Origin of the sequence: Streptomyces neyagawaensis (genome assembly GCF_023516595.1) — a bacterium.
In the GTDB taxonomy this organism is placed as follows: domain Bacteria; phylum Actinomycetota; class Actinomycetes; order Streptomycetales; family Streptomycetaceae; genus Streptomyces; species Streptomyces neyagawaensis.
In genome coordinates this window covers 12,787-30,832 of the sequence record NZ_JAMGBG010000172.1, presented here as the reverse complement: position 1 = coordinate 30,832, position 18,046 = coordinate 12,787, and the positions used below count along the sequence as shown (strand labels likewise).

13 protein-coding genes are annotated in these 18,046 nt (G+C 69.9%); 2 read left to right on the top strand and 11 right to left on the bottom strand.

All coding sequences use genetic code 11. The features are described 5' to 3' along the window. Positions 1–34 precede the first annotated feature (34 nt). A complete protein-coding gene (locus M8J73_RS41000; RefSeq protein WP_107424075.1) occupies positions 35–664 on the bottom strand; it encodes a TetR/AcrR family transcriptional regulator in 630 nt (209 codons plus the stop codon). Between the two features lie 208 nt (positions 665–872). Continuing rightward, positions 873–1,631 carry a PAQR family membrane homeostasis protein TrhA gene (gene trhA, locus M8J73_RS40995; protein ID WP_055542425.1) on the bottom strand — a complete coding sequence of 253 codons (759 nt, stop codon included), beginning with the start codon at positions 1,629–1,631 and terminating at the stop codon, positions 873–875. Positions 1,632–1,981: 350 nt separating this feature from the next. Between trhA and M8J73_RS40990 the strand changes: the two genes are divergently transcribed. Continuing rightward, entirely contained in the window at positions 1,982–3,808 is a 1,827-nt protein-coding gene (locus M8J73_RS40990) for a phosphoenolpyruvate carboxykinase (GTP) (protein WP_055542424.1), read from the top strand. A 192-nt stretch (positions 3,809–4,000) separates the two neighbouring features. On the opposite strand, the gene M8J73_RS40985 is transcribed toward M8J73_RS40990, so the two are convergent. The 9 genes from M8J73_RS40985 to M8J73_RS40945 all read right to left on the bottom strand — a co-directional run bounded on the left by M8J73_RS40985 (position 4,001) and on the right by M8J73_RS40945 (position 16,814). After that, positions 4,001–5,524 carry a hypothetical protein gene (locus M8J73_RS40985; RefSeq protein WP_157873144.1) on the bottom strand — a complete coding sequence of 508 codons (1,524 nt, stop codon included), beginning with the start codon at positions 5,522–5,524 and terminating at the stop codon, positions 4,001–4,003. A 451-nt stretch (positions 5,525–5,975) separates the two neighbouring features. Beyond that, entirely contained in the window at positions 5,976–8,438 is a 2,463-nt protein-coding gene (locus M8J73_RS40980) for a galactose oxidase early set domain-containing protein (protein ID WP_055539001.1), read from the bottom strand. Further along, the gene (locus tag M8J73_RS40975) at positions 8,435–9,715 is read right to left on the bottom strand and encodes a glycosyltransferase (RefSeq protein WP_055539000.1); all 1,281 of its coding nucleotides are present in this window, start codon (positions 9,713–9,715) and stop codon (positions 8,435–8,437) included. Before M8J73_RS40975 ends, M8J73_RS40980 begins: the two co-directional genes overlap by 4 nt. Then, positions 9,712–11,370, bottom strand: a complete 1,659-nt coding sequence (locus M8J73_RS40970) for an ArnT family glycosyltransferase (RefSeq protein ID WP_055538999.1) — start codon at positions 11,368–11,370, stop codon at positions 9,712–9,714. The genes M8J73_RS40975 and M8J73_RS40970 overlap by 4 nt, the downstream gene beginning before the upstream one ends. Further along, complete coding sequence (locus tag M8J73_RS40965; RefSeq protein ID WP_055538998.1) at positions 11,367–12,629, bottom strand: glycosyltransferase; 1,263 nt, start codon at positions 12,627–12,629, stop codon at positions 11,367–11,369. The genes M8J73_RS40970 and M8J73_RS40965 overlap by 4 nt, the downstream gene beginning before the upstream one ends. Positions 12,630–12,862: 233 nt before the next feature. After that, a complete protein-coding gene (locus tag M8J73_RS40960) occupies positions 12,863–14,905 on the bottom strand; it encodes a thioredoxin domain-containing protein (protein WP_055538997.1) in 2,043 nt (680 codons plus the stop codon). A 60-nt stretch (positions 14,906–14,965) separates the two neighbouring features. Then, positions 14,966–15,736 carry a peptidoglycan recognition protein family protein gene (locus M8J73_RS40955; protein WP_055538996.1) on the bottom strand — a complete coding sequence of 257 codons (771 nt, stop codon included), beginning with the start codon at positions 15,734–15,736 and terminating at the stop codon, positions 14,966–14,968. A 104-nt stretch (positions 15,737–15,840) separates the two neighbouring features. After that, on the bottom strand, positions 15,841–16,260 hold the full coding sequence (locus M8J73_RS40950) for a peptidoglycan-binding domain-containing protein (RefSeq protein WP_055538995.1): 420 nt from the start codon (positions 16,258–16,260) through the stop codon (positions 15,841–15,843). A gap of 89 nt (positions 16,261–16,349) precedes the next feature. After that, entirely contained in the window at positions 16,350–16,814 is a 465-nt protein-coding gene (locus M8J73_RS40945) for a peptidoglycan-binding domain-containing protein (protein WP_055538994.1), read from the bottom strand. Between the two features lie 184 nt (positions 16,815–16,998). Between M8J73_RS40945 and M8J73_RS40940 the strand changes: the two genes are divergently transcribed. Then, positions 16,999–18,009, top strand: coding sequence for an ArsR/SmtB family transcription factor (locus M8J73_RS40940; RefSeq protein WP_055538993.1), 1,011 nt, complete (start codon positions 16,999–17,001; stop codon positions 18,007–18,009). Positions 18,010–18,046 lie beyond the last annotated feature (37 nt).

The following is an 18,046-nucleotide window of genomic DNA, read 5'->3' as shown; positions in this document are numbered from 1 at the left end:
CTGGTCAGGATGGCATGGCGGAGGGCGGGTGACCTCAGGGTTTTCCGGGAGCGAGGCCGTGTTCCAGGACGGCCAGGGCACGGTCGACGAGGTCGGCGGGGTCGTCGCGGAAGTCGTTCTCGGCCCAGTAGAGGGTGATCTCCGCGAGTCCGCCGACGAGGGACATCGTGAAGACCCGCACCTCCAGGCTGTCCCGGTCGAGGCCGGTGCGCGCGGAGACGGCCTCGGCGATCCGCCGGCCGGTGACGGCCATGCTCTCCACCATGCGGCTCCGTACGGCGGGGACGGTGGCCATCAGACGGGCCCGCAGCCGGGTGATCTCCGGCTCCCGCTCCAGCCCGAAGCCGAGGGCCTTCTTCGTGACGTGCCGCAGCGAGTCGACCCACGGCTCGTCCACCGGCCGCCCGGCGAGTTCCGCCAGGAGGACCGGGTCGTACTCGTCGGTGACGACGATGTCCTCCTTGGTGGGGAAGTAGCGGAAGACCGTGGACGGCGAGACCTCGGCGCGGTCCGCGATCTGCTCGATCGTGGTGGCGTCGTAGCCGTGTTCCTTGATCAACGCGTAGGTGGCGTCGCGGATCGCCGTCCGGGTCTTGATCTTTTTCCGCTCACGGAGTCCCAGCTGGGGGCCGTCGGTGGGGGGAGACGTGCGTGCGGGGCTCATGCGGCTCATTCTCGGCCATCGGCCTCCGGCGCCACCATGCCCGCGGACCGCCCCCGCCCGCCCCCGCAGCCCGCCTCCCCAGGCCCTCGCGCCGCCCCCGCCGGCCCGCCCCACGGGAAGGACAAACGGCCACGGCGGGAAGCCGTGGCCGTCAAGGAGCGGAGCGGACGCAACCCGATCCGCTCCGCGTACCGGTTCGTCCGAACCGCTACGCGTGCTGGTACGCCACCAGCGAGATACCGACGTAGTGCACCACGAACGCGGCGAGCGTCAGCGAGTGGAAGACCTCGTGGAAGCCGAACCACCTCGGGGAGGGATTCGGCTTCTTGATGCCGTAGATCACGCCGCCGGCGCTGTAGAGGAGCCCGCCGACCACCACGAGGACCAGGACGGCGATGCCGCCGGTCCGCATGAAGTCGGGCAGGAAGAAGACCGCGGCCCAGCCCATCGCGATGTAGCAGGGCGTGTAGAGCCAGCGCGGGGCGCCGACCCAGAAGACCCGGAAGACGATGCCCGCGAGCGCCGCGCCCCAGATGCCCCACAGCAGCCACTGCCCCTTGGTCTCGGGCAGGAGCAGCATGGTCAGGGGCGTGTACGTACCCGCGATGATCAGGAAGATGTTCGCGTGGTCGAGCCGGCGCAGGATGCCGTCCATACGGGGGCTCCAGTTGCCCCGGTGGTACAGCGCGCTCACGCCGAACAGCAGGCAGGCGGTGAGTACGTAGATACCGCAGGCGATGCGCCCCCGGGTCGAGTCCGCGAGCGCGGTGAGCACCAGGCCGGCGACGAGTACGGCCGGGAACATACCGAGGTGCAGCCAGCCGCGCAGCTTGGGCTTTATCTCGTGGAGTTCGTCCGAGATCTGGTGACTGATCTGGTGGGCGATCTGGTGCGGCAAGGAACGCGCGTCCGGACGGCGGCGATCGGCCGGCGTCTCCGTGTGCGCGTCGGGGACGGACGCAGTCATGTCCGGCATGGTACCTACGGAACCGTAACTTGCGGGACGGTGCGGGCCGTTCGAACGGCCGGAAGTGGCCATCCTCTCACGCGAACGTCGGATCGGGGATGCCTGAGTGAATTCCCGGATACCCACGGTGAAGCAGTGGTGACCCACGGAAACCTCCGGCAACGGAACGGATGAGTGGCGATACTCACGGTGCTCAGGTGTGAGGCCCTCTGGACATATGGGCACTCTCGTCGGATGATCAAATGAGTGCGGTCGGCACCGGATGAGCGCCCAAAGATCCAACCCGTGAAGCATCCGGGCCGCAGCCCCCACGGGGCCTCCAACAAAAAACCCCTCATTTAGGAGCAATCGTGGCGCGCGACATCGCGGCTCCCCCGTCAACCGTCCCCACCACCCACCGAGAACTGATCTCCTGGGTGAACGAGATCGCCGAACTGACCCAGCCGGACAACGTGGTCTGGTGTGACGGATCCGAGGCCGAGTACGAGCGCCTGTGCGAGGAGCTCGTCGAGAAGGGCACCTTCCGAAAACTCGACGCCATCAAGCGCCCGAACTCCTACTACGCGGCCTCCGACCCGACCGATGTCGCCCGGGTCGAGGACCGTACGTTCATCTGCTCGGAGAAGGAGGAGGACGCGGGTCCGACCAACCACTGGAAGGCCCCCGCCGAGATGCGGGACATCTTCCAGGGCGAGAAGGGCCTGTTCCGCGGCTCGATGCGCGGCCGGACGATGTACGTCGTCCCGTTCTGCATGGGCCCCCTCGGCTCGCCGCTCTCCGCGATCGGCGTCGAGATCACGGACTCCGCGTACGTCGCCGTCTCCATGCGCACGATGACGCGCATGGGGCAGCCGGTCCTGGACGAGCTGGGCTCCGAGGGCTTCTTCGTGAAGGCCGTGCACACCCTCGGCGCCCCGCTGGAGCCCGGCCAGGAGGACGTCCCCTGGCCCTGCAACAGCACCAAGTACATCTCCCACTTCCCCGAGAGCCGCGAGATCTGGTCGTACGGCTCCGGCTACGGCGGCAACGCGCTGCTGGGCAAGAAGTGCTACGCCCTGCGCATCGCCTCCGTCATGGCCCGCGACGAGGGCTGGCTCGCGGAGCACATGCTGATCCTCAAGCTCACGCCGCCGCACGGAGAGTCGAAGTACGTGGCGGCGGCGTTCCCGTCGGCGTGCGGCAAGACGAACCTCGCGATGCTGGAGCCGACGATATCCGGCTGGACGGTCGAGACGATCGGCGACGACATCGCGTGGATGCGCTTCGGCGAGGACGGCCGGCTCTACGCGATCAACCCCGAGGCCGGGTTCTTCGGCGTCGCCCCCGGCACCGGTGAGCACACCAACGCCAACGCGATGAAGACGCTCTGGGGCAACTCGGTCTTCACCAACGTCGCGCTGACCGACGACGGCGACATCTGGTGGGAGGGGATGACGGAGGAGACCCCGGAGCACCTCACGGACTGGAAGGGCAACGAGTGGACGCCGGCGTCCGAGACCCCGGCCGCCCACCCCAACGCCCGCTTCACGGTGCCCGCGTCGCAGTGCCCGATCATCGCGCCCGAGTGGGAGGACCCCAAGGGCGTGCCGATCTCGGCGATCCTCTTCGGTGGGCGCCGCGCCACGGCCGTACCGCTGGTGACGGAGTCCTTCGACTGGAACCACGGTGTCTTCCTCGGCGCGAACGTGGCGTCCGAGAAGACGGCGGCGGCCGAGGGCAAGGTCGGCGAGCTGCGCCGCGACCCGTTCGCGATGCTGCCGTTCTGCGGCTACAACATGGGCGACTACATGGCCCACTGGATCGACGTGGCCAAGGACAAGGACCAGTCGAAGCTGCCGAAGATCTACTACGTCAACTGGTTCCGCAAGGACGACCAGGGCAAGTTCGTCTGGCCGGGCTTCGGCGAGAACAGTCGCGTCCTGAAGTGGATCGTGGAGCGGCTGGACGGCAAGGCGGAGGGTGTGGAGACCCCGATCGGCATCCTGCCGACGGCGTCCGCCCTGGACACGGCCGGACTGGACCTGTCCTCCTCCGACCTGGACTTCCTGCTGACCGTCGACAAGGAGGTGTGGCGGGAGGAGGCGTCGCTCGTCCCCGACCACCTCAACACCTTCGGTGACCACACGCCGAAGGAACTGTGGGACGAGTACCAGGCCCTGGTGGAGCGCCTGGGCTGATCCTCTCCCCGCCCGACTCCGCGGCCGGCCGTATATGGGTTGCCCTGACCAGCGACGTCTCCTCGGCCGGCCGCGGTTCACCGCGAAGGACGGTGCCCGCCGCACTCGCTCCGATGGAGTGGAGCGTGCGTTCAGACAAGGCAGGAACGGCGGGAAGCCCTGGTTGGGCACCGCTGCTCGCCTGTCGGTGCCCTACTTCTTCGGGGTGAAGATGAGCAGCCGGTCGAGGAGGAGTGAGGAGAGGGCGGGGCGGGTGAGGGTTTCGGGTTGCATGTAGGCGCGGGCCACGACGCGGAGCGTGCTCGTGTCGACGGGCCGGTCGGTGCCGTACTGCGCGCAGAAGTCTGTGCTGGTGGGTGGGAGTGCGGTGACGTGCGGACCGGAGGGGCCGCTGTCACCGGCGCGGCTGAAGGACCAGGCGTAGAGCTTGTCTGCGTCCGGCTGGTCGGGGATGAAGTCGCGTGCGCTGCCCAGCAGGTCGCGGTTGTTCTTTGCGGACAGGGCCACGGCTGCGTGGGCGTCGGCGTTGAGCGTGACGCTGGAGTAGCTCGCCTGCCCGGTGGCCACGTGGTTCGTGCCGTAGGTGACCACGAAGGAGCCGTCCGGCAGGGAGAAGTTACGGGAGATCGGGTCGTCGGCATCGTTGGACAGCGCGCCCACGCCAGTGGTGGGCGGATCGATCGCCAGGTTGTTCTGCAACCCCGGGTACGACTCCTCAAAGCCACGCTCGACCACGTCGTCGTGCGCCTCATAGCCCGGGTAGGCGTCGATGATCCGCCGGCGTAGCAGTTGCAGGGTGGGGTTGAGGTTGAGTTCGGTGGCCCCGGTCCCGGAGACGCGCAGCTTGGGGACGGGCAGCGGATCGGGCGCGTACACCGGCTTCGTCTCGTCTCCGGAGCTGCTCTGCGGCCGCACCCGCAGGACCTGGACGGGCGGAGTGGCACGGTAGTCGTCGAGTGCCTTCTCGAAGCCGGGCTCGGGGACGGCTGTGCGGATGCCGAGCAGGAACTGGTCGGCATCCTGGTCGAGGCCGAGCCGGTAAAGGGCCGGCGGGATCGTCATGTGGTTGGTCTCGCCGCCCAGCCCCGAGGCGTGCAGCATCCTGTCCACCTCGTCCCGGGTGCGGCCGTTACCGGTGATCACCAGGGCGAACGGCCGGTTGTACGGTTCCCGGCCGGTCGTGCGCACGGTCTTGTTGTTGGTCGGGTCGCCCACGGAGGTCCACACGACCGGGCCGGTGTGCAGGGAGCCCTTGATGTTGGTGAGGTCGAAGGAGAAGTACTCCACGGGCGGTGGCGTCGTGCCGATCAGGACGATGGCCTCGTCCTGCCGGAGGCGCCACGACACGGGCGGGTTGGTATTGGGTGCCTGGCCCGGGACCTCGGGCATGTTGGTGATGATGTAGGGGGACTGGGGGTTGGGCCACATGCCGCTGAAGAGGACGCCTTCGCAGTACCTGCGGTTCAGGTCGAAGACGGCCTCGGTTCCTGACTGCGAGACGTAGCCGGATCCGGCGAGTTGGTGCTTGAACCGCTTCACCTGCCGACTGGTGTCGGCAGGGGGAGAGGGGTGCCCACGAAGCGGGGTCTCCGAGGCGAAGAGGGCGTCCGGAGAGGTGGCTGGGGGCGTGGCTGCCATCGCGGTCGGTGCGGCCAGTAGCACGGCGGCGGCCAAGGAGAGGACGGCGGAACGTCTGCGCGGCGGAGCTGTCGTCATGCCAGACGCTTATCCGGCCTGTCCCCCGAGCCCCCTCCACCACGCCGCTGTCGTCCCGTGGCCTCACTCATTCGGAACACCCGGTGAGCCTCCGGCGATCTGTCACCCCGGGCGCCGGCCGACCAGCCAGCATGTGGGAACTGGCTGACAGGAGTTCGGGGTACGGCTCCGCCATGCGTGCGGCCGTGAGGGTCGACTCGAAGAGCGGCACACCGAGTGGGCCCTCACCCTCGTCGAGGCCGAGCATCTGCACGCCGCTCTGTGTCGTGCCCTCGACGGACAGCCGGTGCCTCCGGCCGCACCGGACTGTCGTCAGTCCGTCCAAGCCTCACCCGGCGCCGCGCACCTCCTCGGTCGCGCTTGAGCCCCGTGCACGTCACCGCGGGCAACCCCAGCGCACGCGACGGCCCCGCACCCGACGAAGTGCCGTCGGATACGGGGCCGTCGGCCCTCAGCTCCGCTTCACATCCCCCTTCCCGCACGCCAGTCCGTCCCCGTTCCGGTCCAGGCCCAGCGGGTCGTCCTTGCCGTTCAGTTTCAGGCGGCCGTAGTCGTTGTCCTTCAGCCAGGTGCAGCGAGACGTCGTCGTCGGCTTGACCTCTGCCGGGAAGGCCGTCGGAACGCACACGTTCGCGGAGCCGTAGTGGCGGTCGCAGCCTGACAGCGTGGGGCTCACCTGCTTCGACTTCGTCTTCTTCTTCGGGCCCGTCGTCTTGCCCTTCAGGCCGTCCGCGAAGTCGTGGACGTGCGCCGACGGGGCCTCGCCGGAGGCCTGCGCCAGGGCCGACGGGCCTTGCAGGTGGACCCATTCCGCCACCGACGGGATGCCGTTGGCGTCGACCGCGAAGAGCATGTACCAGCCCGGTGGGGCCAGGTTCGGGTTGCTCGTCACGTTCAGGTCGACGTTGTTGCCGTCGACCGACAGCGGCAGGTCCACATAGCGCTGGTTCGGGTCGGAGGAGTGCGTCACCGCCGCGGGGCGGATCAGTTCCGCCTTCGCGATCGGGCGGTCCACCGTGATGCGCTGCGTGTCCCCGTACACCCACTCCTTGTCGATCACCGACGTGATCTTCGGGCGGGCGCCCTTCAGGAGGTACGGGGGCGTGTAGATCGACACGTTGTGGTTCCAGGAGCCGTTGCCGGGGTTGTCGCCCGTGGCCATGACGCGGCCGTCGGGGAGCAGGAACGCCGAGGAGTGGTAGCCGCGGGCCTCGGGGTCCGCCGCGACCGGGTCGAACGTGTGCGTCGCCGGGTCGTAGAGCGACGCCTCGAAGACCGGGTTGGCGCGGTTGTGGAGGCCGCCGCCCGTCTCCAGGACCTTGCCGTCGGGCAGGAGGACCGCGGAGACGTACATCTTGCCCTGGTTGCCCGTCTGGGCGACCTTGCCGGCGCCGAGGTCCACCGTGCCCTGCGGGATCGGCGGGCCGGCGACGTACGCCGGGTTCGGGGCCTTGAGGTCGATGATGTCCGTCAGGCGGTTCGCCTCCGGGTTCGACTCGATGTTGCCGCCACCGAGGGTGAGGACCTTCTGGTCCTGGGCGGGGGGCAGGAGCACGCTCGCGGACTGGTCGCGTTCGTCCTTCCGCTGGAGCCCGGACACGGACGTGACCGTGTTCGCGCCGTAGTCGTAGATCGCCGAACCCGTGCCGGGGATGTTGTTGCCGAAGACATGGCTGCCCGAGTAGAAGAGGCGGCCGTCCTGCATGAGGATCATCGACGGGTACAGACCCCAGTACGACCAGGTCTGGTTGACCTTCCAGAGTTCCAGCCACTTCTGCTCGGCGTCCGACCACAGTTCGGCCGTCACCGAACCCGTGGAGTCCTCGCGCAGGCCGCCGAACGAGATGACGTCACCGTTGCCGAGGATCGTCGCCGACGGATACCAGTGGCCGTCGTTCATGTTGTTGGTCTTGCTGTACGTCTCGGTGACCGGGTCGAAGATGTACGAGTCCTTGTAGCCCTCGTAGCCGTGCGAGCCGTTGGCCGCCGGGTACGCCTTGTTGCCGCTCATCACCAGGACACGTCCGTCGTCGAGCTGGACGTGGCCCGCGCAGAACATGTCGTCGGGCGTCGGGATCTGCTTGTACGTGCCCGTCTTCGGGTCGTAGACCGCCGAGGTGAACGTGCCCGCCTCGAACATCTGCTCGCTGTTGCCGGAGCCGGCGATCAGCAGCACCTTGCCGTTGCTGAGGACGACGGAGTGCATGGAGCGTACGGGGTTCTGGGTGGGCAGGACGTCCCAGCGGCCGTTCGCGCACTCCGCCGGTGTGCCGGTGCACACGGGTTCCGGGACGGGGTCGGCGACCTGGTCCATCGTGTAGTCGTCGGTGGTGACCGAGCCGGTGCCGTAGACGGAGACGCCCCACGTGATGCGGTCGGTGCCCGCCGGGATCTCGGGGGTGCGGACGGACGCCTGGGTCCAGGTGCCCGCCATGTCCAGGGTCTTCAGGTCGGTCCAGTACTGCCAGCCGGCGGTGGTGTCGTGCCGGAAGAGGGTGAGGGCCGTGTCCGGGGTCGTCGACTTGTACCAGAGGCTCAGGTCGTACTGCTTGCCCACCGAGACCGACGGGGCGCAGGCCGCCGACTCGGTGATCAGGGCCTTGCGGTCACCCGAGACCCGGCGGGTCAGCTCGACCTTCATGGCCTTGCTGCCGGAGTGGGCGTCCGCGACCGTGGTGAAGCTGAAGTCGTTGTCGCCCCAGCCGGACTTCTCCCAGCAGTACGGCATGTCGGCCGCGCCCGGTGGGCCCGCCGTCTCGAAGCCGGGGTTCTGGACGAGGTTGGCGGCGGACGCCGACGGGGGCGAGACGAGGAGGAGGCCCGAGGCGAGGGCGCCCACGGCCAGCAGGGCCGTCCTGCGTCTGGGTCTGGGTCGTATGCGGATTCTCGTGCGGCTCTTGAGACGGCTCGTCATCGTGTTCTCCTTGCGGACTCGGCCGGACCGGACCGCCGCTCGGCCTCCGTGCTCGCGGCCGAACCGGGCCCCCCGCCGGCCTTCTGCTCCCCGCCGCGCTCCCCACGGCGGGGTTTCCTGCGGGGCAGGTAGATGAGCGCTTCCGTGCCCGCGAAGCGCAGGACGAACGTCGTCACCAGGGCGAGCGCGGTGGCGGGCAGCGCCCCCATGCCGAACTGGCCGACGAACAGGGCGATCAGCGGGATCCGCAGCACCAGGTCGGCGTTGGCGAGGACCGCGAACCGGCCGAGGCGGTCCCAGCCCCTGCGGTGTGCCCGCCGCTCGCGGAAGCACAGGTGCTCGATGAGGTAGAAGTTCCAGAGCACCCCGAGCTGGTTGGCGAGGATCTCGGCGGGGACGTAGTGCATGCCGGCCGAGGTCAGCGCGTACAGGCCGGCCAGGTTCGGCAGGAAGCCGGTGACGCCGATCAGACCGAAGACGATCATGCGGGCCAGGGGGGACGCGGTGCGCAGGCCCGCCAGATGGCGCAGGAACCGGAAGCCCTCCTTCGCGGTCGACTTGGACTCGCCGGCGAAGCGGTCCTGGAAGACGAAGGGCACCTCGGTGACCTGGCGGGGACGGCTGCGCACGGCCAGTTCGAGGAGGATCTTGTAGCCGAGGGGCTGGAGGGTCTCCGCGGTGACGACGCTGCGGCGGATCGCGAAGAAGCCGCTCATCGGGTCGCTGATGCCGTGCAGCCTGCGCGGGAACAGGGACTTGGTGAGCCAGGTCGCGCCGCGGGAGACGGCGATGCGGTAGCTGCCGGCGAGCCCGGCGCGGCTGCCGCCCTTGATGTAGCGGGAGGCGACGACGAGGCCCGCCGACGAGCGCTCCCCCGTCGCGACCAACTCGGGTACGAGGGACGGCGGGTGCTGGAGGTCGCCGTCCATGACGACGATCCAGTCGGAGGTCGCGGCCTTCATGCCCTCGACGACGGCCCCGCCGAGCCCGCCCGTCGGTCGGTCGCGGTGCAGGACGGTCACCGGGAACGGGCAGTCCTGCGCGGCCTCGTTGATGACGTCGGGGGTGTCGTCGGTGGAGTCGTCCACGAAGACGACCTCGCACGGCAGCCGCGTGGGCACCGTCTCGGTGATCTGGTGGAGCAGCTCGCGTACGTTGGCGGACTCGTTGAAGGTGGGGACGACGATGGTGACGGCACCGGGCTCGGGCACCTCGGCGCCGCGCACCGCCGGATCGCCCAGCTCCTTGGGGACGATGGACTCGTAACCGCTGCTCATCGGTCGCCTCCCGCGGCCTGGATCTTGCGGATCTCGATGCGGTCCTCGCCGGTGCCGAAGGTGGCGACCGGTGTCGAGTTCTTCATCGCGGCCCTCACGTTGGGCAGGTCGACCGCGTCGCGCCGTACCGTCGGGGAGGCGACCACGTAGTCGAGGTCGCGCCAGCCGCGGGGCATCGTCTTCGTGACCGCGGGGTCGAGGTCGGCCTTGTAGAACCAGATGACGCCGAGGCCCGGTTTGTAGCCCTCGTGGACGAGGTCGAGCCAGAGGGCGTCGTCGACGAGGACCCGGGTGCGGCCGGGGTCCTCGACCTCGCTGCCGAGCCACTTCGCGGCCTGCTCGTAGGGGGCGTTGGCGTCGGACGTCATGGCGGTGCGGTTGCCGTCGTACCAGCGCGGGACGACGTACAGGGCGGCCGCGGCGGCGAGGGCGACGGCCACCGCGTACCGCGTCCAGGTCAGCGGGCGCCTCTCGGTCGCGCTCCGCCGGCGGCGGAGGACCCCGTGGGTGACGCTCGCGGCGCCGCCCGCGAGGACCAGGGCGAGGAAGGGCAGCGCCTGGATGACGTACATCGCGGGCAGATAGCCGGGGCGCAGGGCCATGCCGGCGAGGATCGCGACGGCCAGGGCGGGCCCGGCGAGGGCGCGGGCCGTCACCGACCAGCGCCAGGTGATCAGGAGCAGCAGGGCGCCGGCGAGTCCGCCGAGGGGCAGGACGCGGTCGTAGTAGAGCCAGGACTGCAGGACGCCGTAAGAGCCGGTGCCCTCGGTGAGGATGAAGCCGGAGCCGGGGCGGCTCATCTGGTAGACGATGCCGTCCCACAGGGACACATGGCCGGCGCCGGGGAACAGCTCGCCCTTGAGGACGGCGAACAGCGGGTACGACACGCCGATCAGGGTGCAGGCCGTGATGGCGCCGGTGAGGGCGAACTTGCGGGTGTCCCGGTGGCTGTGCCGCCACATGGTGAGCAGCACGGCGGGCAGGACGAGGAGCATCGTCTCCTTGGTGAGGACCGCCACGGCGGCGGCGATGCCCGCGCCGAAGTGGTGCCAGAGGTGACGGCTCGGGGAGGCTGCGAGGCAGAACGCGAGCAGCGTCCACATGACCGCGAGGTTGTCGAGGAAGATCTCCCGTTGGAGGACGACGGACAGCGGGGAGAGCCCGAAGAGGGCCATGCCGAGGCCGGCGGCCCAGCGGGGCAGCGACAGACGGCGGCCGAGGACATAGACGAGGATCGCGCTGACGGCGCTGACCAGCAGCATCACGGCGCGCATCGAGCCGACGGTCATCGACTCGGGGGCGAGCTGGGCGGGGATCCAGGTCAGGATGGCGATCTGGATCCAGCCGAGGGGCGGGTGGTCGTACCAGTAGGTGTAGTGGGCGAGTCCTCTGCCCTCCTGCACCGCCCAGGCCTGGGCGAGGTAGGTGCCCTCGTCGTCGCTGAGGGTCGGGTAGTCGGCGATGTTCCAGCCCTGCACGATCATGATCCCCACGAGGAGGAGGCCGCACAGGAGCAGGTCGGGGCGCGATGAGCGCAGACGGCCGGGCGGAACGGAAGGAGTCGTTCGACCGGTCGAACGGGCTGCGGGCGCAGCTGTCCGCTGCGCGGGGACCTTGACTTCCGTCTTGGTCGCCGCGGGAAGTGTGGAGGTCACGCAGGAACGTCCTCTCGGTTCACGTTCGCGAGATGTGCGCCGACATGGCTCGTCAACTCCCAGTCGTTGCGGCCGCGTTGTTCGCGCCAGACGGCGCGTACGGCGGCGAGGGCCAGGAGCACCTGGTAGAAGGGCCCGCCCACGATGAGCTTGACGTAGTGGGAGAACCGGACGCGCAGGCCGTACTGCTTGCCGAAGTCGTGCAGTCCGACGACCTCGAACACGAAGGTCACAAGCGCGGTGACGGCCGGCAGGAAGGTGATGAAGGCGATGCCGACGGGCACGTCGAGGAAGAGCGCGATGGCCACGTTCAGCGGGATGATCACGCCGGACACTGCCTGGAGGTACGGCGTCATGAGGGTGTAGCGGGCCAGCAACCGCTGCCGGAATCCGGGGAGCTGCTTCCAGTCCCGCTTGCGGTAGACCTGGAGGAAGCCCTGGTTCCAGCGAGTGCGCTGCTTCATCAGCGACATCAGGCTGCCGGGGGTCTCCTCACGGGTGACCATGTCGGAGTCGTAGGCGACGACGACCTTCTTGCCGACGCTGGAGAGGCGTACGCCGAGGTCGCAGTCCTCGGCGAGACAGTCGGGGTCCCAGCCGCCGGCGTCGCGCAGCACTCCGGTGCGGACGAAGACGGTGTTGCCCCCGAGCGGGATGAACCCTTTCTGCGCGTGCAGATGCAGCCGGGAGCGGAACCAGAAGAAGTACTCCAGGCAGTTGCGCAGGCTGTACCAGCTGGAGTGGAAGTTGATCAGCTGCACCCCGCCCTGGACGACGTCCGCGCCGGTGGTGCGGAAGGCGTGGTCGACGTGGGAGAGCAGCTCCGGGTGGACCTGGTCCTCGGCGTCGAAAACACCGACGACGTCACCGCGGCAGTGCGGCAACGCCGTGTTCATCGCTTTCGGCTTGTTCTTCTTCTCATGATGGTCGACGACGACGCGGACCCGCGGATCGCGGGCCTCGGCCGACCGGGCGACCGCCGTGGTCTCCGGATCGTCGTGCCCGACGATCACGATGATCTCGAAGTCGTCGTGGCTGGATTCAAGTAGTCGTTGGATGGTGTGATCGAGCACGGCCTGTTCATGGCGTGCGGGCAGCAGCAGCGAGAAGGACACATGTTCGTCCCCGTCGGGTCTGCTGAACCGGGTGGAGGCAAGCACCTCGGGCGTACGCCACGCGTGCATCTGCCACCACAGAGTGAAGGCCGCCATCCAGAACAAGGCCAGCGAGACGACGGCAATGAAGACTGACGTCAGCAAGAAAGATCCCCCCAGATCCCAAAGCCCCCTGTCACGACCGGAGTTCACACTCCTGACGGAGCGTCACTCCGGTCGCGTACCAGTGCAGAGACTAGGGGGAAACTGTGAATCCTGTGGACCCTTCCGATAAATAGCGTGTTTCCGAACGACAGACGCCACAAACGGACGAGTCCGAACACTCACCCACTTCCGGCCAGTTGTTCGACCTCGTCCCCGCACGTCAGGGGCGTTTTTCAGCCGTTCAACGCTGTTCGAAGGGCCGTACGAAGACGGTCGGTGTCCGTCGTGGGCGCGTCACAGGTGAAGTCACGGCAGACGTACGCCGCCGGTGCACCGCCGACGAGCGGACGGTCGGCGAGCAGCGGCAGCTCGTCACTGCCCTCGGCCCCCACGGCGACGACCGCGCCCGGCGCCGTGCCGAGCAGGGCCGTACGGTGCAGCTCCCTCGTCCGCGGATCACCGTCCGGTCCGACGATCGCGACCTCACGGGGCCCGTCGAGCAGGGCCTCCGCGGTGGCGAGCCCCCAGCCGGTGAACCTCGGCGCCCGCGGCCCCAGCGCCTTCACCACGCCCAAGGCCCGCTCGGCGGCGGTCCGATGGGGCTCGGACCCGGTGTGCGCGGCATACCCGAGCAGCGCCCCGGCCGCCGCGCTCCACCCCGAGGGGACGGCGTTGTCGGTGGGGTCCTGGGGCCGCCGGATGAGCTGCTCCGCGTCGGCCGCCGTGTCGTACAGCGCGCCCGACTCCTCGTCGACGAACCGGACGAGCACATGGTCGAGCAGGAACCCCGCGAACTCCAGCCACACACCCTCACCGGTCACGGAGGCGAGCGCCAGGAACCCCTCGGCGACGTCCGCGTAGTCCTCCAGCACCCCCGCGTGGGCCCCGGCCTGCCCGTCCCTGCTGGTACGGGCGAGCCGCGCCTTCTCGTCCAGATGAAGCCGTACGAGGAGGTCGGCGGCGGTGATGGCGGCGTCCACGAGGTCGGGCCGGTCGAAGTAGGCGCCGGTCTCGGCCAGCGCGGCGACGGCTAGCCCGTTCCAGGCGGCGACGACCTTGTCGTCCCGGCCGGGGGCGGGGCGCTCCGCGCGGGCGCGCAGCAGCCGCTCCTTGACCGACGCGATCCGCTCCGCGTCGAACACGCCCTCCTGCTGCGGGAGCTGCAGAACGGAGGCACCGTGCTCGAAGGTGCCCTCCTCGGTGACGCCGAAGTACTGGGCGGCGAGCCTTCCGTCCTCCTCCCCCAGCACCTCGGTCAGCTGCTCCGGGGTCCACACGTAGAAGGCGCCCTCGACGTGCCGGCCGGTCCCGTCGTCGCTGTCGGCGTCCAGCGCGGAGGCGAATCCGCCCTCGGCGGTGCGCAGTTCGCGGACCATGAAGTCGGCGGTCTCCAGCGCGACCCGCCGGGCGAGTTCGGAGCCGGTGGCCCGCCACAGGTGGGCGTAGACCCGGCAGAGCAGGGCGTTGTCGTACAGCATCTTCTCGAAGTGCGGCACGACCCACTCGCGGTCCACGGAGTAGCGGGCGAAGCCGCCGCCGAGCTGGTCGTAGATGCCGCCGCGGGCCATGCGTTCGCAGGTGTCCCGCGCCATCTCCAGGGCGCCCTCGGAGCCGGTGCGGGCGACGTGCCGCAGCAGGAACTCGATCACCATGGACGGCGGGAACTTCGGTGCCCCGCCGAAGCCGCCGTGGGAGGCGTCGTACTCGCGGGTGAGGCCGAGCAGCGCCTGGGCGAGGTCCTGCTCGCCCGGCACCTCCACGCCCGCGAACTTCAGCTCCCGGCCGGCCAGATCCCGGACGATCTTCCCGGCCACCTCGGCGACCTCGTCCCGCCGGTCCGCCCAGGCCGCCCGCACCCCCTCCAGCACCTGCCGGAAGGAGGGCATGCCGTGGCGGGGCGCCGGCGGGAAGTACGTACCGAAGTAGAAGGGCTCCGCGTCCGGGGTGAGGAACACGGTCATGGGCCAGCCGCCGTGCCCGGTGGCCGCCTGCACCGCCTCCATGTACACGGCGTCGACGTCGGGCCGCTCCTCGCGGTCGACCTTGACGTTGACGAAGTGGGCGTTGAGGTAGGCGGCGGTCTCGCCGTCCTCGAAGGACTCGTGGGCCATGACGTGGCACCAGTGGCAGGAGCTGTAGCCCACGCTCAGCAGGATGGGGACGCCGCGCCGCCGGGCCTCCTCGAACGCCGCCGGCTCCCAGGGCCACCAGTCGACAGGGTTGTCCGCGTGCTGCAGGAGGTACGGGGACGTGGACTGCGCGAGTCGATTGGACATGCCTCCATCCTTGCGCACCCGCCGAACCGCCGCCCGTGCGGCACGGGCGTGCGTCCCGGGTCACCCGGTCATCAGGGCCTCGACCTCCTCGCGGAGGGACGGCATGGCGGTGTACAGCGAGCCGGGGCAGTCGGTGTTCGCCCAGTGACGGTGCCCGCCGATCGCGGGGGCGACCCGGCCGGCGCCGCTGACGGGGTTGCGGTAGGCCACCTTGCCCAGGGGATCGATCGCGTGGCGCTCGGCGAGTTCGGCGAGGAGCCGGACCAGCGTGGCGCGTGCGGCGGCGGACGCGGGCCGGTCGGTCAGCGTGCCCAGCAGCGCGATGCCGACGTTCCCGGAGTTGTAGCCCTTCACGTGTGCCCCGGTGACGAGCCGCCCCGCGGCGTCGTGGGCGGGCGTGCCGTCGGTGCCGGACCAGCGTCCCTCGTACACCCTGCCGTTCTCGTCGATCAGGTAGTTGTAGCCGATGTCCCCGTAGTCGTCGGCGCCGACCGCCTCCTCGCGGTAGATCGCCCGCACCCGGGCGGCCGGGTCCGGGTCGGTGCTGCCGTCGGCGGTGTGGTGGACGGTGAGCGTCTGGACCGGGTGGTACTCGGGCGGCCAGAGTTCCCTGCCGTCGGCGGCGAAACGCAGCGTTTCGTCCGCGCCCCAGTCCCTGCGGGACAGCAGCGTGTAGGGGGCCGCCGTGGCGGCCGCCGCCGGCGACGGGCCGGTGACCGCGGCCGAGGCGGCGGCTCCGAGGGCCGTCAGGAACGCACGCCGGGGCAGGAGGGAGGCCGGGGAGGCCCCCTGCCGTCCGCTTCGGGAGCCGGTGGAGTCCGAGTGCCTCATCCTGCGCTTCTCCCTGTCCGTCTCAAGTGTCATGTCCTGTCCGGCCGGCCCGCTCCGGGTGTTCCGGGTATTACGCGTGTTCCGCGGTTACGTGTGTTCCCCCGTTACGGATGCTCCGCCTGTTCGGTGCCTTCGGTGGCGGGGCGCTGGAAGGCGCACTCCGGCTTGGGGGTGTAGAGCCGGGACCAGGTGCTGGGGCCGACGATGCCGTCGGGACCGCCCGTGGTCCCGTTGCAGTTCTGTACCCAGCGGACGGCGTCCTGGGTCCTCAGACCGTAGGTCCCGTCCTCTTCCAGCCAACGGGGGTAGCCGCTGTACTGGTTGACGAGGCACTGCACCTGACGCACGGCGGGGCTCACGTCGCCCGGGCGGACCGTGGGCCGGGCGGAGTCGTCGATGTACTCGCAGTGGGGCTCGGACGGTGCGGCGCTCGCCGTGGGTACGCCGGTCAGGAGCGTTCCGGCTGTCAGTACGGCGATCGCGGCGATACGGCGGCGCTCTGAGCGGTGGGTGCGTGGGCGCATGGCTTCTCCCCCGGGTCGGGTGGCTGCCCCCGCCGAGCGGCGCGCGGCCCAGCCGGGCCGGGGGCGCCGCTCGGCTCGGGACAAGGGCACTAGTAGACGTCCACGCACCAGTTGGCGAAGGTCTTGAACGCCGCCTGGGTCTGCGGCCCCGCCTGGCCGTCGATCTCGCCGGCGTAACCCCAGCCGTTGTTCTTCAGGAAGCGCTGCAACGCGCTCACGGTGCCGCTGCCGACGATCCCGTCGATGGACCCCCGGTAACCGTGGTGCGCCTTGAGGTGACGCTGGAACGCCTTCCAGCTGTCGGTGCCCAACTGCCCGTCGATCGAGTCGTCGTAGGCCCACTCGGCCCTCAGCCAGCGCTGGACGCCCTTGGCCTGGTTGGTGCTCAGACCGAGGTTGACCACCGCGAGAACCGAGGCATCAGCGGTCACCGCCTGTCGCGGAGCCGACTCGGACGCCGCGAAGCCGGCGCTCGCACCGGCCAGGCTCCCGGCGGCAATTCCGACGACGGCGGTGAGGCTGACAAGCGTCCGGGCCATGACATTCGGTCGCATTCGTTCCCCCTTGGGGTCGTAGGGCGGCACCCGGAGCTATTGCCGTACGGGATGCCACGGTCCCTTCCGGATTGGTTTTCGGCCGATCCGGGATCGGGCTCTGTGCGCACCTTGTCAGCCTCCCCACCGCATCGAAATAATTTTGCGCCTGAGCGCAAAAGCCCAGTTCCACGACGGGAATTGAATGCTCCGCATACACTTCACGGACGCCGATCTCGCGCGCGTCCAGGTCGCGCCCCGACCTGATCCGCTCTGGGAGATCTTTTTCAGCCTCCTCCGCTTCCAAAGCCGTCGAGGCCTGTGGTCCTACGCGGACTGGCATCGGACCGCCCGCGTGGATCTGCACGAGAAAGGGCTCGCACCCGCCGTCCGCAAGGTATTGCTGCCCCTTTACCCGCGTGGCGCCTATTTCCCGGATTTCCTGACACCGGGTGAATCATCCGAGGGCCTGGAGGCGGGCCTTGACGCGGTCCTGGGCATTCCCCGCCGACGCGTCCTGCGAGAACTGGCCATTCTGGACCAGGTGAGCGGCGCGCCCACGTGGTCCCGGGGGTTGGCCGACAGCCGCGGGCGCAAGGAGTTCGTCCACACCATGCGGAGCTACTACGACGTCGCCATCCACCCCCACGGCGAGCACATCCAGGCGCACATCGACGCCGACCGCTCCGTCCGTGCCCGCGCCCTGCTGGAGGGCGGCGTCCACGGGCTCCTGGCCGGGCTGGGACCGTACATGCGCTGGCAACCCCCCACGCTGTCGGTGGAGTACGCCGCCGAGGACCGTGATCTGCACTTACGGGGGCGGGGCCTCACGCTCGTGCCGTCGTACTTCTGCTGGGGTGGCCCGGTGTCGCTGGCCGATTCCGATCTTCCGCCCGTGCTCGCCTATCCGCTGCGCCACCGGGCTCCCCGCGCCGACGACGCCGAGGCCCGGCAGGCACGGGCCCCGCTCTCCGCGCTCCTCGGCGCGACCCGCGCCGTCATCCTCCGGGCGACCGTCACCGGCGCCACGACCGGTGAACTCGCCCGTGCCGCAGGGGTCTCGGCGGCCGCCGCCACCCGCCACACCACCGTCCTGCGCGACGCGGGCCTCATCATCAGCCACCGCCAGGGCCAGTCCGTCCTGCACACCCTGGCTCCCGCCGGCGCCGCCCTGCTGCGAACCGGCGACCGAAGCCCTCGTACGGAGCCGATCTGACCCTCCGGCCGCCCGGACCGCCACGGTCGATGCGCGC